This is a genomic window from Pseudoalteromonas rubra, from assembly GCF_001482385.1.
In the GTDB taxonomy this organism is placed as follows: Bacteria; Pseudomonadota; Gammaproteobacteria; order Enterobacterales; family Alteromonadaceae; genus Pseudoalteromonas; species Pseudoalteromonas ardens.
In genome coordinates this window covers 675,718-696,164 of record NZ_CP013612.1, presented here as the reverse complement: position 1 = coordinate 696,164, position 20,447 = coordinate 675,718, and the positions used below count along the sequence as shown (strand labels likewise).

Sequence of the window (20,447 nt, the reverse complement as noted above, 5' to 3'; positions counted from 1 at the left end):
TCTTAGTCTATATCGCAGCGCAGTCTGCCAGACATAAAGCAGATTACAACTATTTTCTATACCAAAGCCATGTCTGTCTCTGCGGTAGGCAGGATAATTTCAATACACAATCCTCCCAGCAGGCTATTGTGCGAATCAATTTTACCACCATGACACTCTACAATTTTCTTGCACACCGCCAAGCCCATGCCTTTACCCCCACTCAGCGAGCTTCGTGACGCCTCTTCCCGGAACAAAGGCTGAAACAACTGCCTGTGTGCATCATAGGACAAGGGCATACCCGAATCTTCAATTCTAAGTACCAGATTTTGCTCTGTGACCATCGCGCTCATTTTAATGTCTACACCTTCACCACCATACTTCAGCGCATTTTTCACGACTTCCAAAATGGCGTTGCCGATAGAGCGTTTATCAAACTGCATCGTAAAGTGTGGGTCGAGCCTATTTACCACTTCAAGTCGCGCTTTTTTGGGATCCACATAGGTCATACAGGTTTGGAAGGTTTCATTGATAAAGTGCGCCACTTTTACTTGTTCTTTATTGAGAATACTCGCAACGTCTCTATCGCCCGTCACCAGCATCAACTGATCGATAAACTTGTGAAGCTCGTCTATTTTTGTCATTAATTTGGCATAAGAATCTTCGACATTTTCGACAATATTGTATTGCAAAGACTCTACCTGGATTTTCATCACTGTTAGTGGTGTACGTAATTCATGCGACAGGTCGGTGAAAAGTTGTTCTTCTTTGGCTTTTAGCTGATTCACCTGCTCATTCACCACCTGCCTTTCACTATCAACGGTGCGGTTGAGGGCATTAACCTGTTGCTCCAGATGTTTGACTAACTGTCCCTGAAGTGATTTATGTTGCAATGCAAGAGCGACAGTAAATAACAGCACTTCTATTAGATAGCCCACTTTAATGAAGGACGTGATCTCAAACACGTCAATCAGATTTCCATAACTCGCCCCAACTATGGTAAGCACATTTAGAAATAGCAGGTGATTAATCAGACTATATGTAAAGGTGCGCATTCCGGGCCCTTTTTGTCTGAAACTCCATATGCAGGTATACACAAACAGTGGGATAACAAAGGTACTGGCGAGTAAGTTGTAATACACACTTTCAAGATACAAAGCGGTGGGTACCAGAATGATATAAAGCCATGTTCCCAAGACGTAAACAGTATTAAGCGTCGGGTGATAGTGTTTTAGCTGTAAAAAGCCACGTACGAACAACAGGTGAAATATGGGAACTATTGCCATCAGTGCTATTGAGAATTGGCCACTGAAAAAGCCATGATTGGGCCAAAAATACTGAAATGAGAAGCCCGCCATATCAATCACAATAAGCAAAAATAACAAAGTCCACATAGCATAGAAGACATTGGTTGTATTGCGGTTGAAGGCCAGGTTAACAATGACGATTAGCAAAATGGCAGCAACGACACCGGCCAGGCTGGCATTGGTAAGTATGCTGAGTTGTGACGTGGATAAATAGTTAGCATTGGAGTGTAAACGCAAATTAGCTGGTGCATTTGCAAACGTTTGGTACTCAATCAAGAATTCGCTGTGACCCGGTTTCAAGTCTAATGGTAAGTACATTTGCGGGTCCTGAACTGGCCGTTCATCAAACTTCGCGTCTTCATCCTGTGACAGCACCTGCTCAAACTCCCCCCCGTCCACCTGATAAACCACCAGTTTGGGCAATCTGGCAAAACCAAATGAGAGTACCCAATCCGCTGAACTTGATTGATTGTCGAGTTTCAGCGACACCCATTTAGAATAGAGTTTATGTTGAGGCCGCTTATCAATCTTGTTCAGGGGGACAAATTGCGGGAGAAACTCGGATATATCGCCAGGCGCTTTAATTTGCCTGTCATAATCATAAAAAAAGGTGGCGTTATTCAAAGTGATCTGTGTGGTAGTGTCGTCAATGACAAATCTTTGCTGGTGTTCTGCGCTAGTGGCATGACCTACAAACAAAAAGCTCGCTATTAAAAGCATTGAGATAAAATGCATGAACAAGACTCGGTAACCATTTGTAACTATCATAGGTCTAAATCGTGTATGAAATGTGGAGTCAGGACGAATTTACGTATCGCCCTGCGATTAATGTAAACTAATGTAACACTATTACGAAATCCAAAATAGCACCAATTATTAGAAACTTAAAAAAAAATCTATAAATTCTTCATAGACAAAGTGTCAAACTGTCGCCTTTAACTTTGTGTACCTGGTTAAATGGCAATCGCATTGAAATATTTCTGTCATATAACTTTGTTTTAATCCGCCCTGAAATAAAAACGTCATCAAAGTGCCACATAGTTTGGCCAGACATAACTGAGTAAAATCATGAGTGAACAAAATCAAACCTCTCTTGTTGCAAAGATCTTAAATTGGACCGCAATTGCATTACTGGTCTATCTTGTTTTAGTTGCTGTTGGCACCGTAAGTGGTGGTTTCAAATTAGCTTCAGGCGGCACAGAAGGTGCTAAAGAAATCTTCGCATTCGCAACGAACCCATTTGTCGCGCTAATGCTGGGTGCATTTGCCACCGCGCTCGTTCAGTCTTCGTCTACTGTTACTTCAGTTATTGTCGGTCTGGTTGCAGGTGGTCTGCCATTGGGCATCGCCATTCCTATGATCATGGGTGCTAACATTGGTACCACTATAACTAACACACTGGTCTCAATTGGTCATATTCGTGATAAAGAAGAGTTCCAACGTGCATTTGCCGCATCAACAGTGCATGACTTCTTTAACTTGTTTGCAGTCGCGATTTTCCTGCCGCTGGAAATTATGTTTGGTCTGCTGGAAAAATTCTCAGCAGCACTGTCGCACCTGTTCGTTGGTGACGCAGACTTATCTCTGAAAAGCTATAACTTCATCAAACCGCTTGTAAAGCCTGCAGTTGGCCTGGTTAAAGACGCAGTAAGTTTCCTTGACGGTAAAGCTGTAGGTATTGCAATGGTTGTAGTTGGTATTGCCATGATCTTATTCGCAGTAACCACCCTGGGTAAACTACTTAAGAAAGCACTTGTTGGCCGTGCAAAAGAGCTTCTGCACAGTGCAATTGGTCGTGGTCCAATCGCGGGCATCAGTTCAGGTGCAGCTGTAACCGTGATGGTTCAGTCTTCATCAACCACAACTAGCCTGATGATCCCTCTGGCAGGTAGCGGTGTATTCACCACGCGTCAAATCTACCCATTCACACTGGGTGCAAACATTGGTACTACTATCACAGCATTACTTGCTGCTACGTCTATCACGGGTCCGAATGCAGAAGTTGCACTGACGATTGCATTGGTTCACGTTATGTTTAACGTATTTGCTGTTGGCCTGATATACGGCTTGCCACTGCTTCGTGAAATCCCGCTGCAATTGGCCGAGAAACTGGCACGCATTGGAACACGTAATAAATCTGCGGCATTTGGTTATGTACTAGGTTCCTTCTTTGTCTTGCCTGGCCTGTTGATGCTTGCAATCAAATAACCTAGCAGACAAAGCAACGAGTAATTCGTTACTCGTAAAAAGGGCTCACGTACGAGCCCTTTTTAATATTTTTGACATATAACCCCGGCATAATAGCAACGGTTTAATCTTTCGGCAGAATCATGAATACACGTAAACGGTCTTTGACTTTTGATATACAGGACCAAGCCCAACAGCTGTTTTTCCTTGAGCAAGGCTCACCATTCGATCAACTTGAGTTTTACATCGAGCAGGACCAATTGGTCGTGTCGTGTCAGCTACCACAGGATGCAGTGTCAGGCAATCAGATCCGCATTACGGCTAATCACCAGGGCAACCGTGACGTAGACTTTGTAGGCATGGTAAAGCTTAAAGAAAAAGATATTATGACTGGTACCATTGAAATACGCCTGAGCGGGGCTGGAAAAAGTGGCTCGTATAATCTGCAATTGAGTTTACTGGGCTACAAACAACGCGTAAAAAACAGCATGGATTACATGGCGTACCTACCCCGTGAAATACATCCGAATGAAAATCAAGACCAGGTTACGGCAAACAACGCAAGGCATGCAGGCGGAGTGTTTCAGGTTTTCATCCAATATCTGCGTACAGAATTTAATAACCTGCTAGGCTCAACCAGGCAGGCTTATCTTACCGAACGAAAATGATCCACTACCAGCCACGCATTCATTAGCCAGGACCGCAAATAATGCCGCTTCTTTGGAGTCAACACACACTCCGTCTTGCGACAGCTCAGACACCTCATAATCACCCGATAGTCCAGACCTAACCTTACTGATAAGAAGTGTATTGTGTGCACCACCACCACTGACTATCAGTTGCACGGGACCATCCAACTTAAGACGCTGTATATGTTCCAGCACACACCAGACAGTTAACTCATTGAGTGTAGCGAGCACGTCATAAGAAGACAGTCGCTCAGGGCATTTGGCCCGTATGTCTTCCAGCATGGTAAGATTAAACACCTCAGGCCCGGTTGTCTTTGGGGTGTTGAAATGAAAAAAAGGTATGGTTTTTAGCAAATCGAGTAAACTTACGCAGACTTCTCCCTTTGCGGCTAACCGTCCGTCTTCATCGAAAGGCACATCAAAATGACGCTGACAAAACGCGTCCATAAGCGTATTGCCCGGCCCAATGTCTGAACATTGCACATCGTGAACCTGGCCACCTCTTGGCAGCACAGTGAAATTTGCTATTCCACCAAGGTTTAATAAAACCCGGTGTACTTGCGCACTTTGATATAACAAGTAGTCGCCATATTGTGCCAGTGGCGCACCCTCGCCCCCCTTTGCAATATGCTTTTGCCTGAAGTCTGATACTGTTATGAGCTGTGTATGCGTTGCAACCTGATCTCCGTCTCCTAACTGCAAAGTCCCGTCCGCAAAATCAACATGTCCATGCTGGTGATGTGGGCAATGAAATATGGTCTGGCCATGGCTGGCTATTAAATCTATCTCTGACCTGTCTACTTGCCACTGTGACAAAGTTTTGTTGATTAATTTTGCGTGATATTGCCCTATCCAGGGATTAAGTAAGGTGAGGTATTCTAGGTTAATGGTTTCTTTGGCAAAAACTGCCCGAACCTTGTTTTTAAATTCGCTGCCGTAGGAGTAGGTTTCGAATTTTAGCAGCTTACATTGTGTTTCTGTACCTGAGCCAGTCACCTCACACAAGGCCAGATCCAGGCCGTCGAGGGAAGTGCCGCTCATCAACCCCAGAATTCTGCGCACAGGTTTGGTTGAGATTGCGTGGAGCTGACTAATTTGTTTAAGTCCCATGACATTAATATCCTTCGTTATTGGCGGCCACTACTGCCACGACAGGATAATCATTGACGCCCAATTCCAGTGTAAAATTACGTTTTTCATAGCCCTCGAGCAGAATTTTTTTCGGCAATGTATTAACCCGCAATGCAGTACCATCAGCATAAATCACCATAAGCTGTTCAGGTTCGAGGATACGTCTGCCCGATGAAAGATTTTCAAGGCTGAGTATCACAGCACGGTGTCCATCGTCGTTCGACATTGCCACACTGCGGTTAACCTTAAAGTCACTTTTTGCCGGCTTCATGCGATCTGCCCGGTCAAAAAATAAAGCGCCAAGGTTCATTTGCATGCTGTCAAAACGATAAGGTTTAAGATCACTGGCATAAACCGAGGCCGAAACCATCATCATTAAACTCATTATCAAGCCAGTTTTGTGCATACATTACACTCCGTAAAATGACTCAAGGCTCGCACTTTTTGGTCGAGCCTCTGTATTGATGCCGTATTGTCCAATTAAATCAGCTATCTCGTCTTTCAGGGCCTCGATAGCAGCATTAATTTCATCTATTTGTTGCTTATTAAATGATTTTCGGCTTAACATAAAATGAATCGCATTGTCGTTTACTACATAAGGATGTATTCGCATCTGCTCAAAACCGAGCTTCTCTATGTAGTAAAAACCCGAAAACTCATCTTCTATCATAAAGTCGACACGCCTGCGATTGACCAGTTGCATGCGCTGATTGATACTCGGTACCTCAAGCAAACGCTCTCTGTACCAGGCAATTTTTAAAATTTGCTCGAGCTCTTTACCGTAGTAAGCACCGGGATTAGACACAAAGGTGTGCTCTGAAGCGAATAGTTCAGTTAAACTTCTCACTTCTTTAACCTGTTCCTTGCGGGTGAACAAGCGCATTCTCTCACGACGGTAGGCCTGGCTAAAAAAAGCCAGTTCAGCCCTTTGCGTATTAAAGCTGGCGGAAGGCAAGATATCAATGAACCCCTTGGATAACTCAGTGATCCCCCGGGCGGATGACGGTAACTGGACAAAATCGATACATAACTTGGCTTTGCTGAACACCTTTCGAGTGATATCTACATCCAGACCATAAGGCACTGTGTCGCGATACATCACGTAGGGTGGCCAACTGGTACCAACACCGACCTTGTAACGTGTATCGCATTGCTCACTGGCAAAAGCAATGATGGGCAGGAAAAACAAGAACAAAAATAAATGCACAATGTCTAACTATCATTAATATTAGCTAGATTATGAAGGATATCTGGAAGAAAACAAAGGCGCCGAAGCGCCTTTATTGGTTATTGTTGGCCAATCCCTTGGTCAATCAGAGCCAAACCCGGCCTCTGATATCAACATACTTATAGTGCTTTCCACACCATCGCTTTACCAGGCTCTTCACCACGAGTCCACCACTTGGCTTCGTACAAGTTACCCTGGTAGCTAACGCGGTCGCCTCCGACATAGACTTTATTTCTATCCCAAGGATCTGCACCTACTGAAGAATCAGTCACGGTGACATCAAATGACGCGGTAGTCGTCGCAGTTCCGTCAGATACAGCAACGGTCACTTGGTAAGTTGTATCCTGCGTTACTTCAGGAGCTGTAATTGTGGCGTTCGCACCCTGACCGCTGACAGTCAGGCCATTGCTTGCAGACCAAGTGTAGGTGAGTGCATCACCATTTGGATCCGTTGCACTTACCTGTACTGATGTGCTGGTGTTTTCCGCAAGTGATACTGCTGCGATTGGAGACACAACTGGCGCATCGTTACCTGTTGAAGGCGCTTTAACCAACACAGTAACATTGCGCGTTGTAGTCGCTTCGCCATCAGATACAGCAATCGTTAAAGTATACTCGGTATCTTGCGTAACCACTGGCGCCGCTACACCGACTGAAGTAGTCGTTGCGTTAGTCAGCGTTAGAGCACTTGGCGCACTCCATGCGTAAGTCAGAGGCTGGTTATCTGGGTCAGACGCAGTTGCAGTCACTGTGATTGAGCCACCTGATTGCACAACAACATTGCTGTCTACAGATACAACTGGCGGCTTATTAACTGGCACGCCACCAGTCAGGCCATCGTACATTGCATTTAGAATATCACCATTATCTGCGTCAATTTCCCAGGCAAACAAACCTCCCAGGTCATACAAGTTAACGTAGCGGCCTTTCGCTTCGACAGAACGCGCGCTATCGAACGTCAGCAATTTACCATTGCTGCGATTCCACACGTAAGCCGCTTCGGCTTGATCGTCATAGCCTACTTCAAATCCATTCAGACCTGTACCATTTGGACCAACCAGGTTAGCAGCAATGGCTTTATAATCCATGATACCTGGTTCCCAAACTCCCTCAGAGGTTGAACCAGCGTATTTACCATTGCCAGGTGCAGTCATTGGGTTACCTGGGATAGTGGTATTCTGGTCTAGCACACCTTCCCAGCCACGGCCATACATTGCAGCACCCATAACAATTTTCTTGGAATTAACCCCCTGTTGAAGCAACAGTTGTACCGCATTGTGGGCTGTATAAGCTGGGCCCTTACGCGGCTCACCATTATCATCTAAACCAGTGCCATTACATTCGTCCTGGCTCAGGTGCGAACCACAATATAGTCCAGTCTGGTGACCTGTAACATTGTTCCAGCCGCCGTAAAAGTCATACGTCATTGCAAAGATGTAATCCATGTACTGCTGAGCAGCCTGATAGTCGACATCTTCGATTTTGTCGTAACCTGAACCGATTGCAGATGTCAATTCATAGGTACGGCCAGTTTCGGCTTCCAGCTCGTCAAGCATGGCACGTAGCTCAGCCATCAACGCAATATATGCAGGACCATCATTGACCGGGTCGCCCAAATCAGGGTTTGGACCGTCACCACCTGGGAATTCCCAGTCAATGTCTACGCCGTCATAGAATTTCCAGGTTTTCAGGAATTTCTTCATTGAAGCAACGAAAACGTCACGGTTTGCTTTAGTTGTAAAACCGTGGAACGGGTCCGAAAGCGTCCAACCACCAACGGAAGGCAAAATCTTCAGATCAGGGTAACGCTGTTTTAGTGCCATCAGCTGAGCATATGTACCACGGATCGGGTCGTTTTGATTCACTCCAGGCAGTGTTTTCTGCACAGCAGCCCAAGGATCGTGAATGACGACTTCATAATCTGCTGTCCCAGCACAAGCCTTTTGCAATGCGCGCCAGCTGTTACCATTTTCAATTTCTTTCAGCGACTCGTTCGCACCACAGATTGGAATAAATCCATACAGCAGGTGACTCAGGTTTTGAGCAGGAATGTTGGTAACGTCAAAGTCACGGCCGTAGATTCCCCACTCTACAAAGTAAGCACCTGTTACTTTACCCGGGATTGTACCGTTATTACGGTTATTCGGGTTAACATCCATAGGTAGTGGCTCAAGGTGACCACCGTCTGTATCGGCAATCACTATCTCTTTACCAGCACTTCTTGCACAGCCCGTGCTATCACACAATTCAACATACAGGGTGTGGCGACCAGATTGCATATAAGGGAAAGTGATAGTACCGCTCTTAGTGCCGGCAGTTAACGTACCTTCATTTACAAGCTGATTGTCAAAGTAGACTTTATAGCTATCACCACCTGTACCACTCCAGGCATTCCATTTAATCTGAATATCGACTTTATCTTTAGCAGTTACCAAGTCTTTGTATGACCCGTTTCCATCGAGTACAACATCTACAAATGAATACACTTGTGGCTCCCAGCTCAAGCTAGGTGTTGAAGGTGCAGCCAACACTGAACCGCTCATGAGTGCTAAGCCTATCGCTGTACTTATCTGTTTAATTTTCATTACTTTCTCAACCTTATTTACATGTTATATCCAAACCCCGAGGGGTGAGTTATTGGTACTGCTTAAAACTTTTTTGTCTGACTAGAGTGCTTTCCAGACTTGTGCTTTTCCTGGTTCTTCTCCACGCGTCCACCATTTGGCTTCGTAATTTTTATTACCATGAGAGACTTTATCGCCACCTACGTAAGTTTTAGAGGCCTTCCACTGAGGAAAAGTTGATACGGGTACATCCTTAACCGTGACAGTGAAGTCTATGGAAGTAACTAATTCACCATCTGATACAGCAACCGACACTGTGTATTGCGTGTCTGCTGACACTTCGCCACTTTGTATCGAGATAGTTGCGCCGCTGCCTGCCATCGAGAGCCCGGCTGGCAGTGTCCAGTTGTAGACTAGCTCGGTCTGCTCATCATCAAAGGCATGCACATGTACCTGTACTTGGGCATTCTCATCCATCACAACCGGGTCTGGTTGATGAACCGTAGGCGGCGTGTTTGGCGCCTTAGGTACGATAGTGAGGTTATAGGTGTACGCCGCATCCGTTACGAACACTTGATTACTGAGCAAATTCGCTTCATCAAATAACACGTCGCCATTAGCCTGTTTGACACCCACCTGAACATCATTGGCATAGGTTGCATTCAGCTGCCCTGCCAATACGCTCTCCCAGTTGGCCTGGTTTTGCGCCGTTACCGCTAAGGAATGTTTGACAATTTCCTGGCCGTTTTGGTCAAAAACGCGCGCCCAGACAAGGTCGCCAGCGTTAGCCGTCTGACCCCGGCTGACAAAATAGCCAGCTGCGTACCAGTCGGTAGGCTGCGAATCAGAAACTATGTTGATGTCGCTACAGTTGTAAAAGCCTTCTCCAACGACATCATTGCGCTGCCAACGCGTATACAAAATCGCGTCGCCACTGCGACCTTGAGGTATCTGAATGGTCATTTCGTAAATACGTTTACCATCCGGATCTTTCACGAAATCCACGTTGCCGATCTCTGTGATCAGGTCGATACTGCCCCAGGTCATGACATCCGTCGCCGGGTTAAACCCAGGCTTGGTCAGATAAAACTTCCAAAAGCTGGGGTTATGCGGTGTCGTCGCATGAAAGCGAATCGCCAGCTCTCCATTTGCATTAGGACGAACATCTGTCTTTTGCCAATCGGCTGACGGTAAGTTCATACCGCGCTTTTCATGTGAACCTGCCGCACAGAGCGTGCCGTCTGGTATGTTCTTCTCTACTGCCTGTTGGTTGTTGTAATCAGGCGTATTGACGGCGAATTCGTGTTCCTGAATAAACTGTACGTAGCCAGACTCCAGGTAAGCTGCCCGACACGCAGCATTGGGGATATTTGAACCATCTTCTGGCCACCAGTACCCTCCCTGGTCTTCACAAATTGCCTGCCTTGCAAGCGGGAAATCCATGTAACCATGGCTTGCAGCCAGGTCGCTATAGCACAGAGCTGATAATACCAATGCACTGATTGCGCTCTGTTGTGATAATAATTTATACGTTTTCATAGTTTGCCTCTATCATAGGGGCCGAAGCCCCTGTCCTTTGAAATTGGGTTGGTTACAAACTACAAACCTTGGTGTAATCCGAACTGACCGATGGCTGTTTATTGCTCCACCACTTCGCTTTGTAAACACCATTTCCATCGATGATTAAGTCACCCTGAGCAGCATGAGTTCCCTTAGGAAACTCTGGGTATACTTTAATCTGAGAGATAGGCACACCTTCACAGCTTGTGATTGGACCGCCATTACCATCACCTGGTTTTGCATCTGGCAATTTCGGATACTCGAACTTAAATGCGTAACGTTTACCATCTTTCTCGGCAACAAAGTTAACAGGACCTGTGATAGGCATGTAGTACATTACCTGTGCATTGACCGTTTCACCCGGTGCGAACGACTTCGGAATGTTGCCCCACTCGTCTACCAGAGTTATTGAGAAACGGTGGAACTCATTTTCAAATCCACCAATGTTGTTGCCGGCAGCGTTAGAGGCATTCGCTTCAACTGCCATACCCAGTTTCTCTTGCGCATTCCAGTTCGACTTAAAGATTGCCGATGTTGCAACTGGAACATCAAAGGTGATCTTCGCGCCTGACAAGTCAATGGCAGAGTTGTTGGTAAACGCAAACGTTGGTGCAATTGGATAGTTATCATCCCCTAGAGGAAAATCTTTGGCAGTGAAGGTGACATCAACAGATTCCGCAGGAACCTGAAAGTTCACATTCCCCGGATGAATATCGTAAGGCGCACCAGACTGGTTAAACTTGTTGTATGCAAGCGTTGTCAGGCTCGACCCCATGAAGTACTCACCTTTCGCGGCATCGTAGTCAAAGTCACCAGCAAGTTCCCAGAACATAATCCCGCCCAGGCCATTGTTGATAACGTAGTCAACTTTGGTACCCATCGACTCTTCGTCTTCAATAGACAAGAACACTTTTTTCTCTGCGTTCCACAACCAAGGCGCCACAGCAACAGAGTCATAATGACGCGCATATGTGCCAGTCAATGCGTCTTCAGGGTCTGTAACTGGGTTCAGACCATAGTCAGCAAGGTAGCTTCCCAATACACCAGACTGCAGGTTCTTAACATGCCACAGCGGGTTAGATCCGGCAGGTACTTCCAGGCCTACGTCATTCTTGTCATGCCAAAGGTTATCGATACCCACAGCACCATTACCGCACTTATTCTTCTCACCTTTGCCGGTGCCCGGAGGACAGTTTGCCTGATCAGGGAATGCAGCCTGACCCCACAGTCCATTAGTACCACCCTGAACATCTTTGAAACCACGCGTATAGTAAGGAATACCGATGTTAATACGACCGCCCGATAGCGCACCACGGAAGTACTTAACAGCCCAATCAGTATTCAGGTAACCGATGCCTTCAAACTCAGCAGTGCCGTAAACGTTCCATGCTTTAAGTTCTGAATCTTCACCAGTATCGAACAAAGAAGCATTGTGGCCTACGTGTTGGTTCCAAGCACCATGCAGGTCATAAGACATAATGTTGACGTAATCCAGATACTTAGTAACCTGGAAGGTCTCCATACCACGCAGCAAATAACCAGAAGAAGGTGATGCAATGGTTAGCATATAGTGTTTGCCATCCTGCTGACCGGCTTTGTCTAACTCTTCACGTAAACGCTTCATCAATACCTGATATGAGGCATTTAGCCCTGCACGTAGTGCATTAGAAATTGGGAAGTCATCTGGGTGACCTGCGTCGTTCATTGAAGTCGGGTATTCATAGTCAATGTCGACACCGTCGAAGCCATAGGTGCGAATGAACTCAACTGCACTTGCCGCGAACGCATCGATACCAGCCTGATTAACACTTCCATCAGAATTGGTAGTCATAGTGTAGAAGCCACCACTGTTAACGCGCTTGCCATCGGTACCAAAGTAGCCACCGGTTTCCGCCCAACCACCTACAGAGATGAGTGTTTTAACATCCGGATGTTGTTTCTTATATTTGTTAAGTAAGTTGAAGTGACCTTTATAAGGTAAGGCCGGGTCCATCTCAGCACCCGCTTCGCCTGGCCATTCCATATTTGTAGCCGGGTTGCCTGGTGCGGCTGGGTCGCCAATTGAAACCTTGTTGTTCGCGTCGACATGAGCAAAAGCGTAATTAATATGGGTTATTTTGTCCCATGGAATATCATTCACCAGGTAAGAAGGCTGGCCATTGGCACCGTTTCTCCAGCTCGTGAAGTAACCGATTACCCGACGAGGGTGGTCTGTACCCATTTTTTCACGGCCATCGACATCATAGATAGTACAGTAAGGTGTATTCACACCAGGTGTTTGGAACAAACCTTCAGGTTTACAGTCGTCGCGTCCCCCCTGCCCCTGCTCAACAACGGTCAGAGATTGAGAAACACTTGCCGTTGCTCCTTTATCATCTGTCACTGTCAGAGTAAATGAAACCGGACCCAGTTGCTGCGCTGTCCATGTGTGGTCCGTTGCACTGCCGTTGGTAGTTACAACATCAACACCATCTACCGTAAACGTCAACTTGGTCACCTGACCGTCCGTATCGCTGCCAGACAAGCCAAATACGACCTGAGAACCCACAGTCAATTCCGCTGGCTGACTCTTAATAACAAGCTGTGCTTCTGGTGCTTTGTTACCAGTATCGGCTGGTTTTACAACCACCTGGCTGGTCAATACGTTTGATGCTGCACCTTTATCATCATAAGCTGTTGCGCTGATATCATGCGTACCCACACTGGCGTTCCATTGCGCATCAAACATATCTGCGGTGCCGCTTACGTCAGTGGCAATCAGGCTGCCGTCAACGAAAAACTCAACCTTACTCACAGTACCATCTGAATCTACCGCTTTCACACTAATGGCAACGCTGTCATTAGCAACGAATTCAGTGCCGGAAACTGGCTGTAAGTTACTGGCTACTGGTGGTTTATTTTCGACAGCGTTGTCACACAAACCCAGCCAAGTCCACTCCTGCCAGTCACCAGAGTTCGTTGCAGGCTCAGAACGCGTCCACCAGTTGGCTTCATAAGCATTATTATTTTGCTCGACCTGCTGACCACCGGTATAGGCATTACCAGATTGCCATGGATTTAGACCAGTACAGTCATACGCATTAGCATGTGTTGAGCCTATAGCAATAGCGATTGCGCTGAGCTGCAGTGCCATCTTGAATTTGTTTCTCGTTTTCATACTTTCTTCAACCTTTACTGTTTTAGTGATTAACATTTTTAAAGTAAAGCTAACATAGAAATGAAGTACGTCAACGTAAGCACGACTACTTTTTAACCAACAAAACCTCGTAAACCATCCTTTTTACCTAGCAATTATTCAAATGAATGGACTTTTTCTCATTTTGACCCGACCTCCATTAAATGAGTTAAATTCATATATTACAGTCCGTATATTCATTGCTATTGCATAAAGAACAATCAGTTAGAAATAAATCAGAAACATTGAAAAGAAAAACTTATGTGTTCGGATAAGTTTTTCTTATCTTTTTGATGAAAATCTGAAGATCATGTTTGAGCATAACTTATAACCAATGGTTATATAAGAAACTCCCCAGGTCGGACCAATAACATCACGTTAACGTCAACGTTAACACAGTAACAAAGGCATGATTTAGCCCTCAATAGGGTACAAAGAAGTGTTCAGAACACATTTGAAGGGATAGAAACCGTATGGTGAGACTATGCGCGTGATTAACTGGCGATGATGACTGGCAGTGTCAGTGTGACTTTGGTGCCTTCATTAAGCCTACTTTCAATATTAATAGTGCCCTTGTGCTCAGAGATAATCCCATACACAACAGCCAGACCCATACCAGTACCCTGCCCGACAGGATTAGTGGTAAAAAAAGGGTTCGAAGATATGCAGTAATTTGTCATCCTCTATGCCAGTACCATTATCAATAATTTCGATTAGGCTCTGCTCTGTCACAGGCCTGAAGACCAGTTTGATTTAGGGACTTGGACAATTTGCGTGATTAACTGGCGATGATGACTGGCAGTGTCAGTGTGACTTTGGCGCCTTCATTACGTTTACTTTCAATATTAATGGTGCCTTTGTGCTCTGAGATAATCCCATACACCACTGCCAGACCCATACCAGTACCCTGTCCGACTGGCTTAGTGGTAAAAAAGGGTTCGAAGATATGCGGCAGTTTGTCTTCTTCTATGCCGGTACCGTTATCTATAATTTCGATCAGGATCTTCTCTGTCGCAGGCCTGACGACCAATTTGATTTGAGGGCTTGGACAGTTACCCTGCGCTTTCCCTTGCTCACAAGCGTATTTAGCATTCATCAATAAATTGATGATCACCTGATTTAACGCGGCAAGATTGCAATAACTAAGCGGGATATCAACTTTTTCTACAATGAGTTCGATATGCTTAAGCTGATTGGCAAGCAGGCCGAGCGCACTGTCTATCGCTTCAGTCATATCAGCCATAACAAATTCATTGTTTTTGGGCCGGGCGAAATCCAATAAACTACCGACGATGGTTGCGATACGCCGACAACCGTCCTGGCAATCTTCGATGAGATCTTCTGCATCTTCAGCAAAGAAACCCAATTGATATTGTGCTTCAAGTTTCATAAATGCTTCTTTGAACGCCTCTTGCTCAATGGCATTGTCTGAAAATTGCTGACTTGTATTAATCAGCTCCGCAACGCCTTTAGCGACTTGCCCCAGTGTAGCCACATTACTGTTAACATAAGCCAGAGGGTTATTGATTTCGTGCGCAACGCCCGCAGACATAACACCGAGCGTCGCCATCTTCTCACTCTGTAAAATAGCTGCGTGCTGTCGTTTTAACTGCGTCAGATTAGCTTCTAACTCTTGATTGGCAAGATATAGAGAGCGCGTTTTGTCCTCTAATAGCGTTTCAAGCTCATCACGGGCCTGCTTTTCTCTGTGGTACGCCTTATAATATTCGTTGTCACTTTGCGACATATTCACCTCTTTTACTCTACCGTGGGAGCTCCCTGCAGCAATTGTGTAGCAGGAAAAGCCAGAACTGACCCATACACCAAATCATACCTTTAGTTCTCACGCTAGAATTTTCACCACAAACTGGGTATGTTCACCGCTTTGCGTAACAGATCGATTATGCGATATTTCTATTTGCTTGTTAAAGTAATCTGCCGCACCATAAATCAGCCCTTCGGCACAGAATCCAAGCTTCCGGGGTGAACGGTAATCTACTAATATCTCTGAATCATTTACAATCGTCGCTTCAATCTTTGGCAGATTCGGCTCATCATATAACTTAGCGACCTCTACATGGATCACACTGTCTATTGCCATAATCAACTTCTCAAATGTATCCAGCTCGGCAAGCACTGCGGTATGTTTGGCAGCCAATGAACCAAACAAAAAGCGCCCGAATACACTTAATACATCAGGCAAAGGTAAGGCCATTTTTTCTGCAACGCCATTTGCCAGCGCGTACAATTCTTCATCCGGATAAGAGACAGCAGAAACATAACTACGATGTGCCGGACTGTGCTCGTCCAACAGTGCATTCCAAGCACTCATACCCAGGTTTTCGATGACCAGTTCTTCTAAACTACGGAATATTATGCCTTTCATTGTTCACTCCTTACTCCAAATGAATTAACACCAAACTCGCTGCTGGAATTGTTATAAAACAAAGTTTAGACTAATTTTTATATTACCTATTGCTTTACGTCATTGATTTATGATGGAACACAGCCAAAAACCTGAAATTGCTAAGCCTCCGTCCGGGCCCATACGAGTTTTGTGCCTGGATGATGAGCCGGGCGTACTTAAAGTACTTAGAAGAACACTGGGTATGGCAGGTATGCAAGTGGCCATATTCGAATGCGGAGAACTCGCGCTTAAAGCACTTGAGGATAATGAATTTGAAGTGATCATCTCAGACATGAGAATGCCGAAAATGGATGGCGTTGAATTCCTGACCAAAGCGAGGGAGGTGTCGCCCCAGTCACAACGTATCTTATTGTCCGGTTACGCAGATATGGACTCGACGATCGCAGCCATAAATGAAGGCGGGATCCATAACTTTCTACAAAAGCCCTGGCAGAATGAAGCCCTTATCCATGTTATTAAAGATGCGGCCGAGAAATATCGCCTTAAACAATACAACCTCGCTCTTCAGGAAGAGGTTAGCAAACAAAACGATCAACTGAGGATGCTTAATGGTAATCTCGAAGAGTTAGTAGAAAAGCGCACCGCGCAGATCAGAACAGTACTTCGCCAACTTGAAACGGCTAACAAACGAGAACAAGATGAACATAAAGCTACCGTAGAACTGCTGTACAATTTTATAAATGCTAATCCCTATATCAATGCCGACTTGGCAAAACACATTGCACACCTTTGTGGCCTGGTTGCCCATAAACTTGGGCTTAGTGAGAAAGTCATACAACTGACTAAGATGGCTGGTTACTTGGCGCAAGTAGGACTGCTGGCAATGGATCCAGCCCTTTATAATCAGCCTGTCGAACAGTTAAGTCCCCAGCAACGAAAATTATTCTTCACGCACCCTGCAACCGCGCAGCTGATGCTAATGCCGGCACAGCATCTGAGTGATGTTGGCGAAGCTATCTATCATCAGTATGAAAAGTATAACGGGCAAGGCATCCCGAAAGGCTTAAAAGGCAAGGAAATCCCCATCGGCGCCCACATTCTTGCGGCAGTCAGGGATTACGTAGAACACCTGCTAAAAACCAAGAACCCAGAACAAGAACAGCACGCTCATGCATTGGAAATGATAAAAATGTACAGTGGCTCTTTTTACCACCCTAAGGTAGTCGCAGCATTAGAGCAATCTGTTCAAACTGACGGAGCAGGCACAGAGCAGGTAGGGTCAATGAATATCATTGATGCGAAAAAACTCAAGCCAGGCATGGAACTGGGCCTGGCCATCCATAGCCACAAAGGCATAATGCTGTTACCTAAGGGGCATGTTTTTACCGCTGCAACGGCCACTAAACTGCAGCAGCTTGAATCACAAAAACCAACCCCATTTAGAATTCTGATTAAAAACTAGCGTTTAAATCTGACAACAAGTTCATACATATCATTTGCTACTGTGGTCAGCTCTTCGCTGATCACATGCATTTCATTTGAACTATTTACGCTTGTGTTGGCGAGTGTTGCAATGCTCACCACTTGCTGATTAATATCCTCAGATACCGTTGCTTGCTCTTCCACAGCAGTGGCAATTTGCATGCTACTCGCGCTAATTTTCTCTATCAGTTGATAAATCCCCTCTAACTTTTGAGAAGAGTGTGAAAGCTGCTCAATGCCCTGGTGAGATTCATCTTCTCCCCGCTTTGCAATAAATTCGGCACTTTGAGTACTTTGTGTCAGCTGTTCGATGATTGCATGGATTTCTTTTGTCGACTCCTGCGTCCTTTGCGCTAAATGACGTACTTCATCGGCAACTACAGCAAAGCCCCTACCTTGCTCCCCGGCTCTTGCCGCCTCGATTGCAGCATTCAGAGCCAACAAATTAGTTTGTTCAGCAATTTGCTCAATGATCTGTGCCGCTTCAGCAATTTTAGATGTTTGTTTTGCCACACCTAACACTGAGTCCTTGATATCTACAACGGTTGCTCCCAAACTTTCTATTGAAGCGCGGGTCTCCTCAGAGCTGCGTGCACTTTCCTGGGCTAATACGAGTACTCCTTTAGCATCTTCTGAACTTGCCTGGACACTATGCGAGACTTCATTGATGGTAGTTGCCATTTCATTCATCGCAGTTGCAACCAGCTCAGTTTCGAGTTGCTGCTTTGCCAGGCATTGAGAGGTTTCAATACTTTTGCTGTTACTCTCTTTTGCACCACCAGCGACCCCCTTAGCCGCGAATTCAATACGCGTAATAATAGTATCCAGGTGCGCGCGCTCACTAAGCAGCTTGACGTGTAGTTGAGCCATTTTACCACTCCAGGGAGAATAAACCTGAGTGGCAATATCATCACAAAAACTGTGTGACATCACTTTATCAATCCTGCCCAACTGCTCGTTATCGCGGTATGTGTTATAGGCAAACAAAGCTAGAGTGTTAGCCATTAGCCAGCCAAATCCAAGCATTTCACTCACAGACAGATATAAAAAGAGTGCAGTGAGTACTGCCAGTGAAGGCCAAATTGCACGCAGTTTTGGCAATTTCACTTTATCACGTTGACCTGATTTTACCCGTTTGTAGAGTGCTTCGGCTCTAGTGACAGACTCACGGTCCGGGCAACTTCGGACAGATTCGTAGCCAATAATTTTTCCACCTTCCGTCATTGGCGTGACATACGCATTCACCCAATAATGGTCGCCATTCTTACAACGGTTCTTAACCAGCCCCATCCAGGGTTTACCCGCCTTTAATTGATCCCACATGGTCTTAAAGGCGATTTCGGGCATATCCGGGTGGCGAACCAAATTATGTGGTTGGCCAATTAGTTCATCTTTGGCATACCCACTGACTTCAACAAAATGCTCATTGCAGTCAAGTATTGTGCCTTTCAGATCGGTCACTGAAATTAGTCGGGTGTCAGCGGAAAAGCGTTTTTCCTGATTGGTGACGGGGTGATTTAATCGCATCTTTAAACTCGAATTCTATGCTATCAATTGTTTCTGCGAAGCGAGAAAATACGACTAATGCGCTGTTTTTGCAACAACAAATCTATATTTTGCCGTTTTTTTAGGAAAAAATAACTAGATCCAAAGCAACGCCAAGTACGTATAACCGAAAATCGTTTTTTCACTCTAGCCTTTTATGTAAAATAGCAAGGCTAACAGAACACACCAAAGGAGCCGTGAGTGCCAAAGCTTTCTGCCATTACTGATAATCCACACGAGAACAGATTTAACGAAAAAATCGGCGTTCTGGTAACCAATTTGGGCAGCCCGGATGCACCAAATGCACCTGCACTAAGAAATTATCTTCGAGAGTTTTTATCTGATCCTCGTATCGTAGAGCTGCCCAGAGCGCTATGGTGGTTAATACTGCACGGCGTCATCTTAAGAGTCAGACCCAGCAGATCCGCTAAGGCCTATGCCAGTATTTGGACCGAAAACGGCTCACCTCTGGTGCAAATTACACAAGATCAGTGTAATAAACTCAGCGCACTACTAAAAGAGCAAAACTACGACAATGTCGAGGTGGTCATGGCAATGCGCTATGGTAATCCGTCTATTCAGAGCGGCCTTGAAGCACTGCGTTCAAAAGGGATCACTAACATCGTTGTGTTCCCGCTTTACCCACAATACAGCAGTGCAACGACAGGCTCAACGTTCGACGCGGTTGCGAACGTATTGAAGACCTGGCGTTGGGTTCCGAGTCTGAGCTTTATCAATGGCTATCATAAACAACCAAGTTATATCACCGCCTTGGCGAACTCAGTACAAGAACATATAGACAAACATGGCCTGCCAGAGAAGCTACTTTTTTCTTATCATGGCACACCGAAACGATTCCTCAATAACGGCGATCCTTACCATTGCTTTTGTCAGCAAACCACTCGACTTGTGTGCGAGCAGCTCAAGTTAGACAAAGACAAAGTAATGACGACTTTCCAAAGCCGGTTTGGCCGGGAGGAATGGCTACAGCCCTATACGGACGTGACATTGAAAGAACTGGCTTCTCAGGGTGTCAAAGAAATTGCTATTCTCAGTCCTGCATTTAGTGCGGACTGCCTGGAAACACTTGAAGAACTTGAAGAAGAAAACCGAGAGTACTTCATCGAAGCGGGTGGTGAAACTTACCACTATATTCCAGCACTCAATGACAGAGACGATCACTTAGCGGCTTTGTTTGATATCCTAAAACCATATATTAGATAGAAAAATGC

Annotated in this window: 15 protein-coding genes; 4 read left to right on the top strand and 11 right to left on the bottom strand. The window is 45.5% G+C overall.

Annotated elements, in window-relative coordinates:
- Positions 1–56: 56 nt before the first annotated feature.
- On the bottom strand, positions 57–2,054 hold the full coding sequence (locus tag AT705_RS22115) for a sensor histidine kinase (protein ID WP_237113842.1): 1,998 nt from the start codon (positions 2,052–2,054) through the stop codon (positions 57–59).
- Between the two features lie 300 nt (positions 2,055–2,354).
- Between AT705_RS22115 and AT705_RS22110 the strand changes: the two genes are divergently transcribed.
- Positions 2,355–3,494: a Na/Pi symporter gene (locus AT705_RS22110; protein WP_058798502.1), complete on the top strand. Its 1,140-nt coding sequence runs from the start codon at positions 2,355–2,357 to the stop codon at positions 3,492–3,494.
- Between the two features lie 122 nt (positions 3,495–3,616).
- A complete protein-coding gene (locus AT705_RS22105) occupies positions 3,617–4,141 on the top strand; it encodes a hypothetical protein (RefSeq protein ID WP_058798501.1) in 525 nt (174 codons plus the stop codon).
- On the opposite strand, the gene AT705_RS22100 is transcribed toward AT705_RS22105, so the two are convergent.
- The 9 genes from AT705_RS22100 to AT705_RS22065 all read right to left on the bottom strand — a co-directional run bounded on the left by AT705_RS22100 (position 4,106) and on the right by AT705_RS22065 (position 16,206).
- On the bottom strand, positions 4,106–5,272 hold the full coding sequence (locus AT705_RS22100; RefSeq protein ID WP_058798500.1) for an anhydro-N-acetylmuramic acid kinase: 1,167 nt from the start codon (positions 5,270–5,272) through the stop codon (positions 4,106–4,108). The genes AT705_RS22105 and AT705_RS22100 overlap by 36 nt on opposite strands.
- Positions 5,273–5,276: 4 nt before the next feature.
- Positions 5,277–5,699 carry a hypothetical protein gene (locus AT705_RS22095; protein ID WP_058798499.1) on the bottom strand — a complete coding sequence of 141 codons (423 nt, stop codon included), beginning with the start codon at positions 5,697–5,699 and terminating at the stop codon, positions 5,277–5,279.
- Positions 5,700–5,702: 3 nt separating this feature from the next.
- Complete coding sequence (locus tag AT705_RS22090) at positions 5,703–6,500, bottom strand: substrate-binding periplasmic protein (protein WP_058798498.1); 798 nt, start codon at positions 6,498–6,500, stop codon at positions 5,703–5,705.
- A gap of 140 nt (positions 6,501–6,640) precedes the next feature.
- Positions 6,641–9,106: a glycosyl hydrolase family 18 protein gene (locus AT705_RS22085; protein ID WP_058798497.1), complete on the bottom strand. Its 2,466-nt coding sequence runs from the start codon at positions 9,104–9,106 to the stop codon at positions 6,641–6,643.
- 81 nt (positions 9,107–9,187) lie between these two features.
- Positions 9,188–10,624, bottom strand: coding sequence for a lytic polysaccharide monooxygenase (locus tag AT705_RS22080; RefSeq protein WP_058798496.1), 1,437 nt, complete (start codon positions 10,622–10,624; stop codon positions 9,188–9,190).
- Between the two features lie 52 nt (positions 10,625–10,676).
- Entirely contained in the window at positions 10,677–13,802 is a 3,126-nt protein-coding gene (locus AT705_RS22075; protein WP_058798495.1) for a glycosyl hydrolase family 18 protein, read from the bottom strand.
- Positions 13,803–14,314: 512 nt separating this feature from the next.
- Positions 14,315–14,500 carry an ATP-binding protein gene (locus AT705_RS25990; RefSeq protein WP_082669113.1) on the bottom strand — a complete coding sequence of 62 codons (186 nt, stop codon included), beginning with the start codon at positions 14,498–14,500 and terminating at the stop codon, positions 14,315–14,317.
- Between the two features lie 98 nt (positions 14,501–14,598).
- Entirely contained in the window at positions 14,599–15,567 is a 969-nt protein-coding gene (locus AT705_RS22070; protein ID WP_058798494.1) for a sensor histidine kinase, read from the bottom strand.
- Positions 15,568–15,663: 96 nt separating this feature from the next.
- Positions 15,664–16,206 carry a heme NO-binding domain-containing protein gene (locus AT705_RS22065; protein WP_058798493.1) on the bottom strand — a complete coding sequence of 181 codons (543 nt, stop codon included), beginning with the start codon at positions 16,204–16,206 and terminating at the stop codon, positions 15,664–15,666.
- 109 nt (positions 16,207–16,315) lie between these two features.
- Between AT705_RS22065 and AT705_RS22060 the strand changes: the two genes are divergently transcribed.
- Positions 16,316–17,650 carry an HD domain-containing phosphohydrolase gene (locus AT705_RS22060; protein WP_082669112.1) on the top strand — a complete coding sequence of 445 codons (1,335 nt, stop codon included), beginning with the start codon at positions 16,316–16,318 and terminating at the stop codon, positions 17,648–17,650.
- Here AT705_RS22060 and AT705_RS22055 read toward each other — a convergent pair.
- Positions 17,647–19,197 (bottom strand): methyl-accepting chemotaxis protein, encoded by a 1,551-nt coding sequence (locus AT705_RS22055; protein WP_058798491.1) that lies wholly within the window; start codon positions 19,195–19,197, stop codon positions 17,647–17,649. The genes AT705_RS22060 and AT705_RS22055 overlap by 4 nt on opposite strands.
- Before the next feature lie 219 nt (positions 19,198–19,416).
- Between AT705_RS22055 and hemH the strand changes: the two genes are divergently transcribed.
- Entirely contained in the window at positions 19,417–20,439 is a 1,023-nt protein-coding gene (gene hemH, locus AT705_RS22050; RefSeq protein ID WP_058798490.1) for a ferrochelatase, read from the top strand.
- Positions 20,440–20,447: the final 8 nt, after the last annotated feature.

What these genes read in the sequence shown, in the direction of transcription:
- AT705_RS22085 (WP_058798497.1), bottom strand. Translation starts at nt 9,106, where the DNA reads ATGAAAATTAAACAGATAAGTACAGCGATAGGCTTAGCACTCATGAGC.
- AT705_RS22055 (WP_058798491.1), bottom strand. Translation starts at nt 19,197, where the DNA reads ATGCGATTAAATCACCCCGTCACCAATCAGGAAAAACGCTTTTCCGCT.
- AT705_RS22070 (WP_058798494.1), bottom strand. Translation starts at nt 15,567, where the DNA reads ATGTCGCAAAGTGACAACGAATATTATAAGGCGTACCACAGAGAAAAG.
- AT705_RS22060 (WP_082669112.1), top strand. Translation starts at nt 16,316, where the DNA reads ATGATGGAACACAGCCAAAAACCTGAAATTGCTAAGCCTCCGTCCGGG.
- AT705_RS22110 (WP_058798502.1), top strand. Translation starts at nt 2,355, where the DNA reads ATGAGTGAACAAAATCAAACCTCTCTTGTTGCAAAGATCTTAAATTGG.
- AT705_RS22075 (WP_058798495.1), bottom strand. Translation starts at nt 13,802, where the DNA reads ATGAAAACGAGAAACAAATTCAAGATGGCACTGCAGCTCAGCGCAATC.
- AT705_RS22100 (WP_058798500.1), bottom strand. Translation starts at nt 5,272, where the DNA reads ATGGGACTTAAACAAATTAGTCAGCTCCACGCAATCTCAACCAAACCT.
- AT705_RS22115 (WP_237113842.1), bottom strand. Translation starts at nt 2,054, where the DNA reads ATGATAGTTACAAATGGTTACCGAGTCTTGTTCATGCATTTTATCTCA.
- AT705_RS22080 (WP_058798496.1), bottom strand. Translation starts at nt 10,624, where the DNA reads ATGAAAACGTATAAATTATTATCACAACAGAGCGCAATCAGTGCATTG.
- AT705_RS25990 (WP_082669113.1), bottom strand. Translation starts at nt 14,500, where the DNA reads ATGACAAATTACTGCATATCTTCGAACCCTTTTTTTACCACTAATCCT.
- AT705_RS22065 (WP_058798493.1), bottom strand. Translation starts at nt 16,206, where the DNA reads ATGAAAGGCATAATATTCCGTAGTTTAGAAGAACTGGTCATCGAAAAC.
- AT705_RS22095 (WP_058798499.1), bottom strand. Translation starts at nt 5,699, where the DNA reads ATGCACAAAACTGGCTTGATAATGAGTTTAATGATGATGGTTTCGGCC.
- AT705_RS22105 (WP_058798501.1), top strand. Translation starts at nt 3,617, where the DNA reads ATGAATACACGTAAACGGTCTTTGACTTTTGATATACAGGACCAAGCC.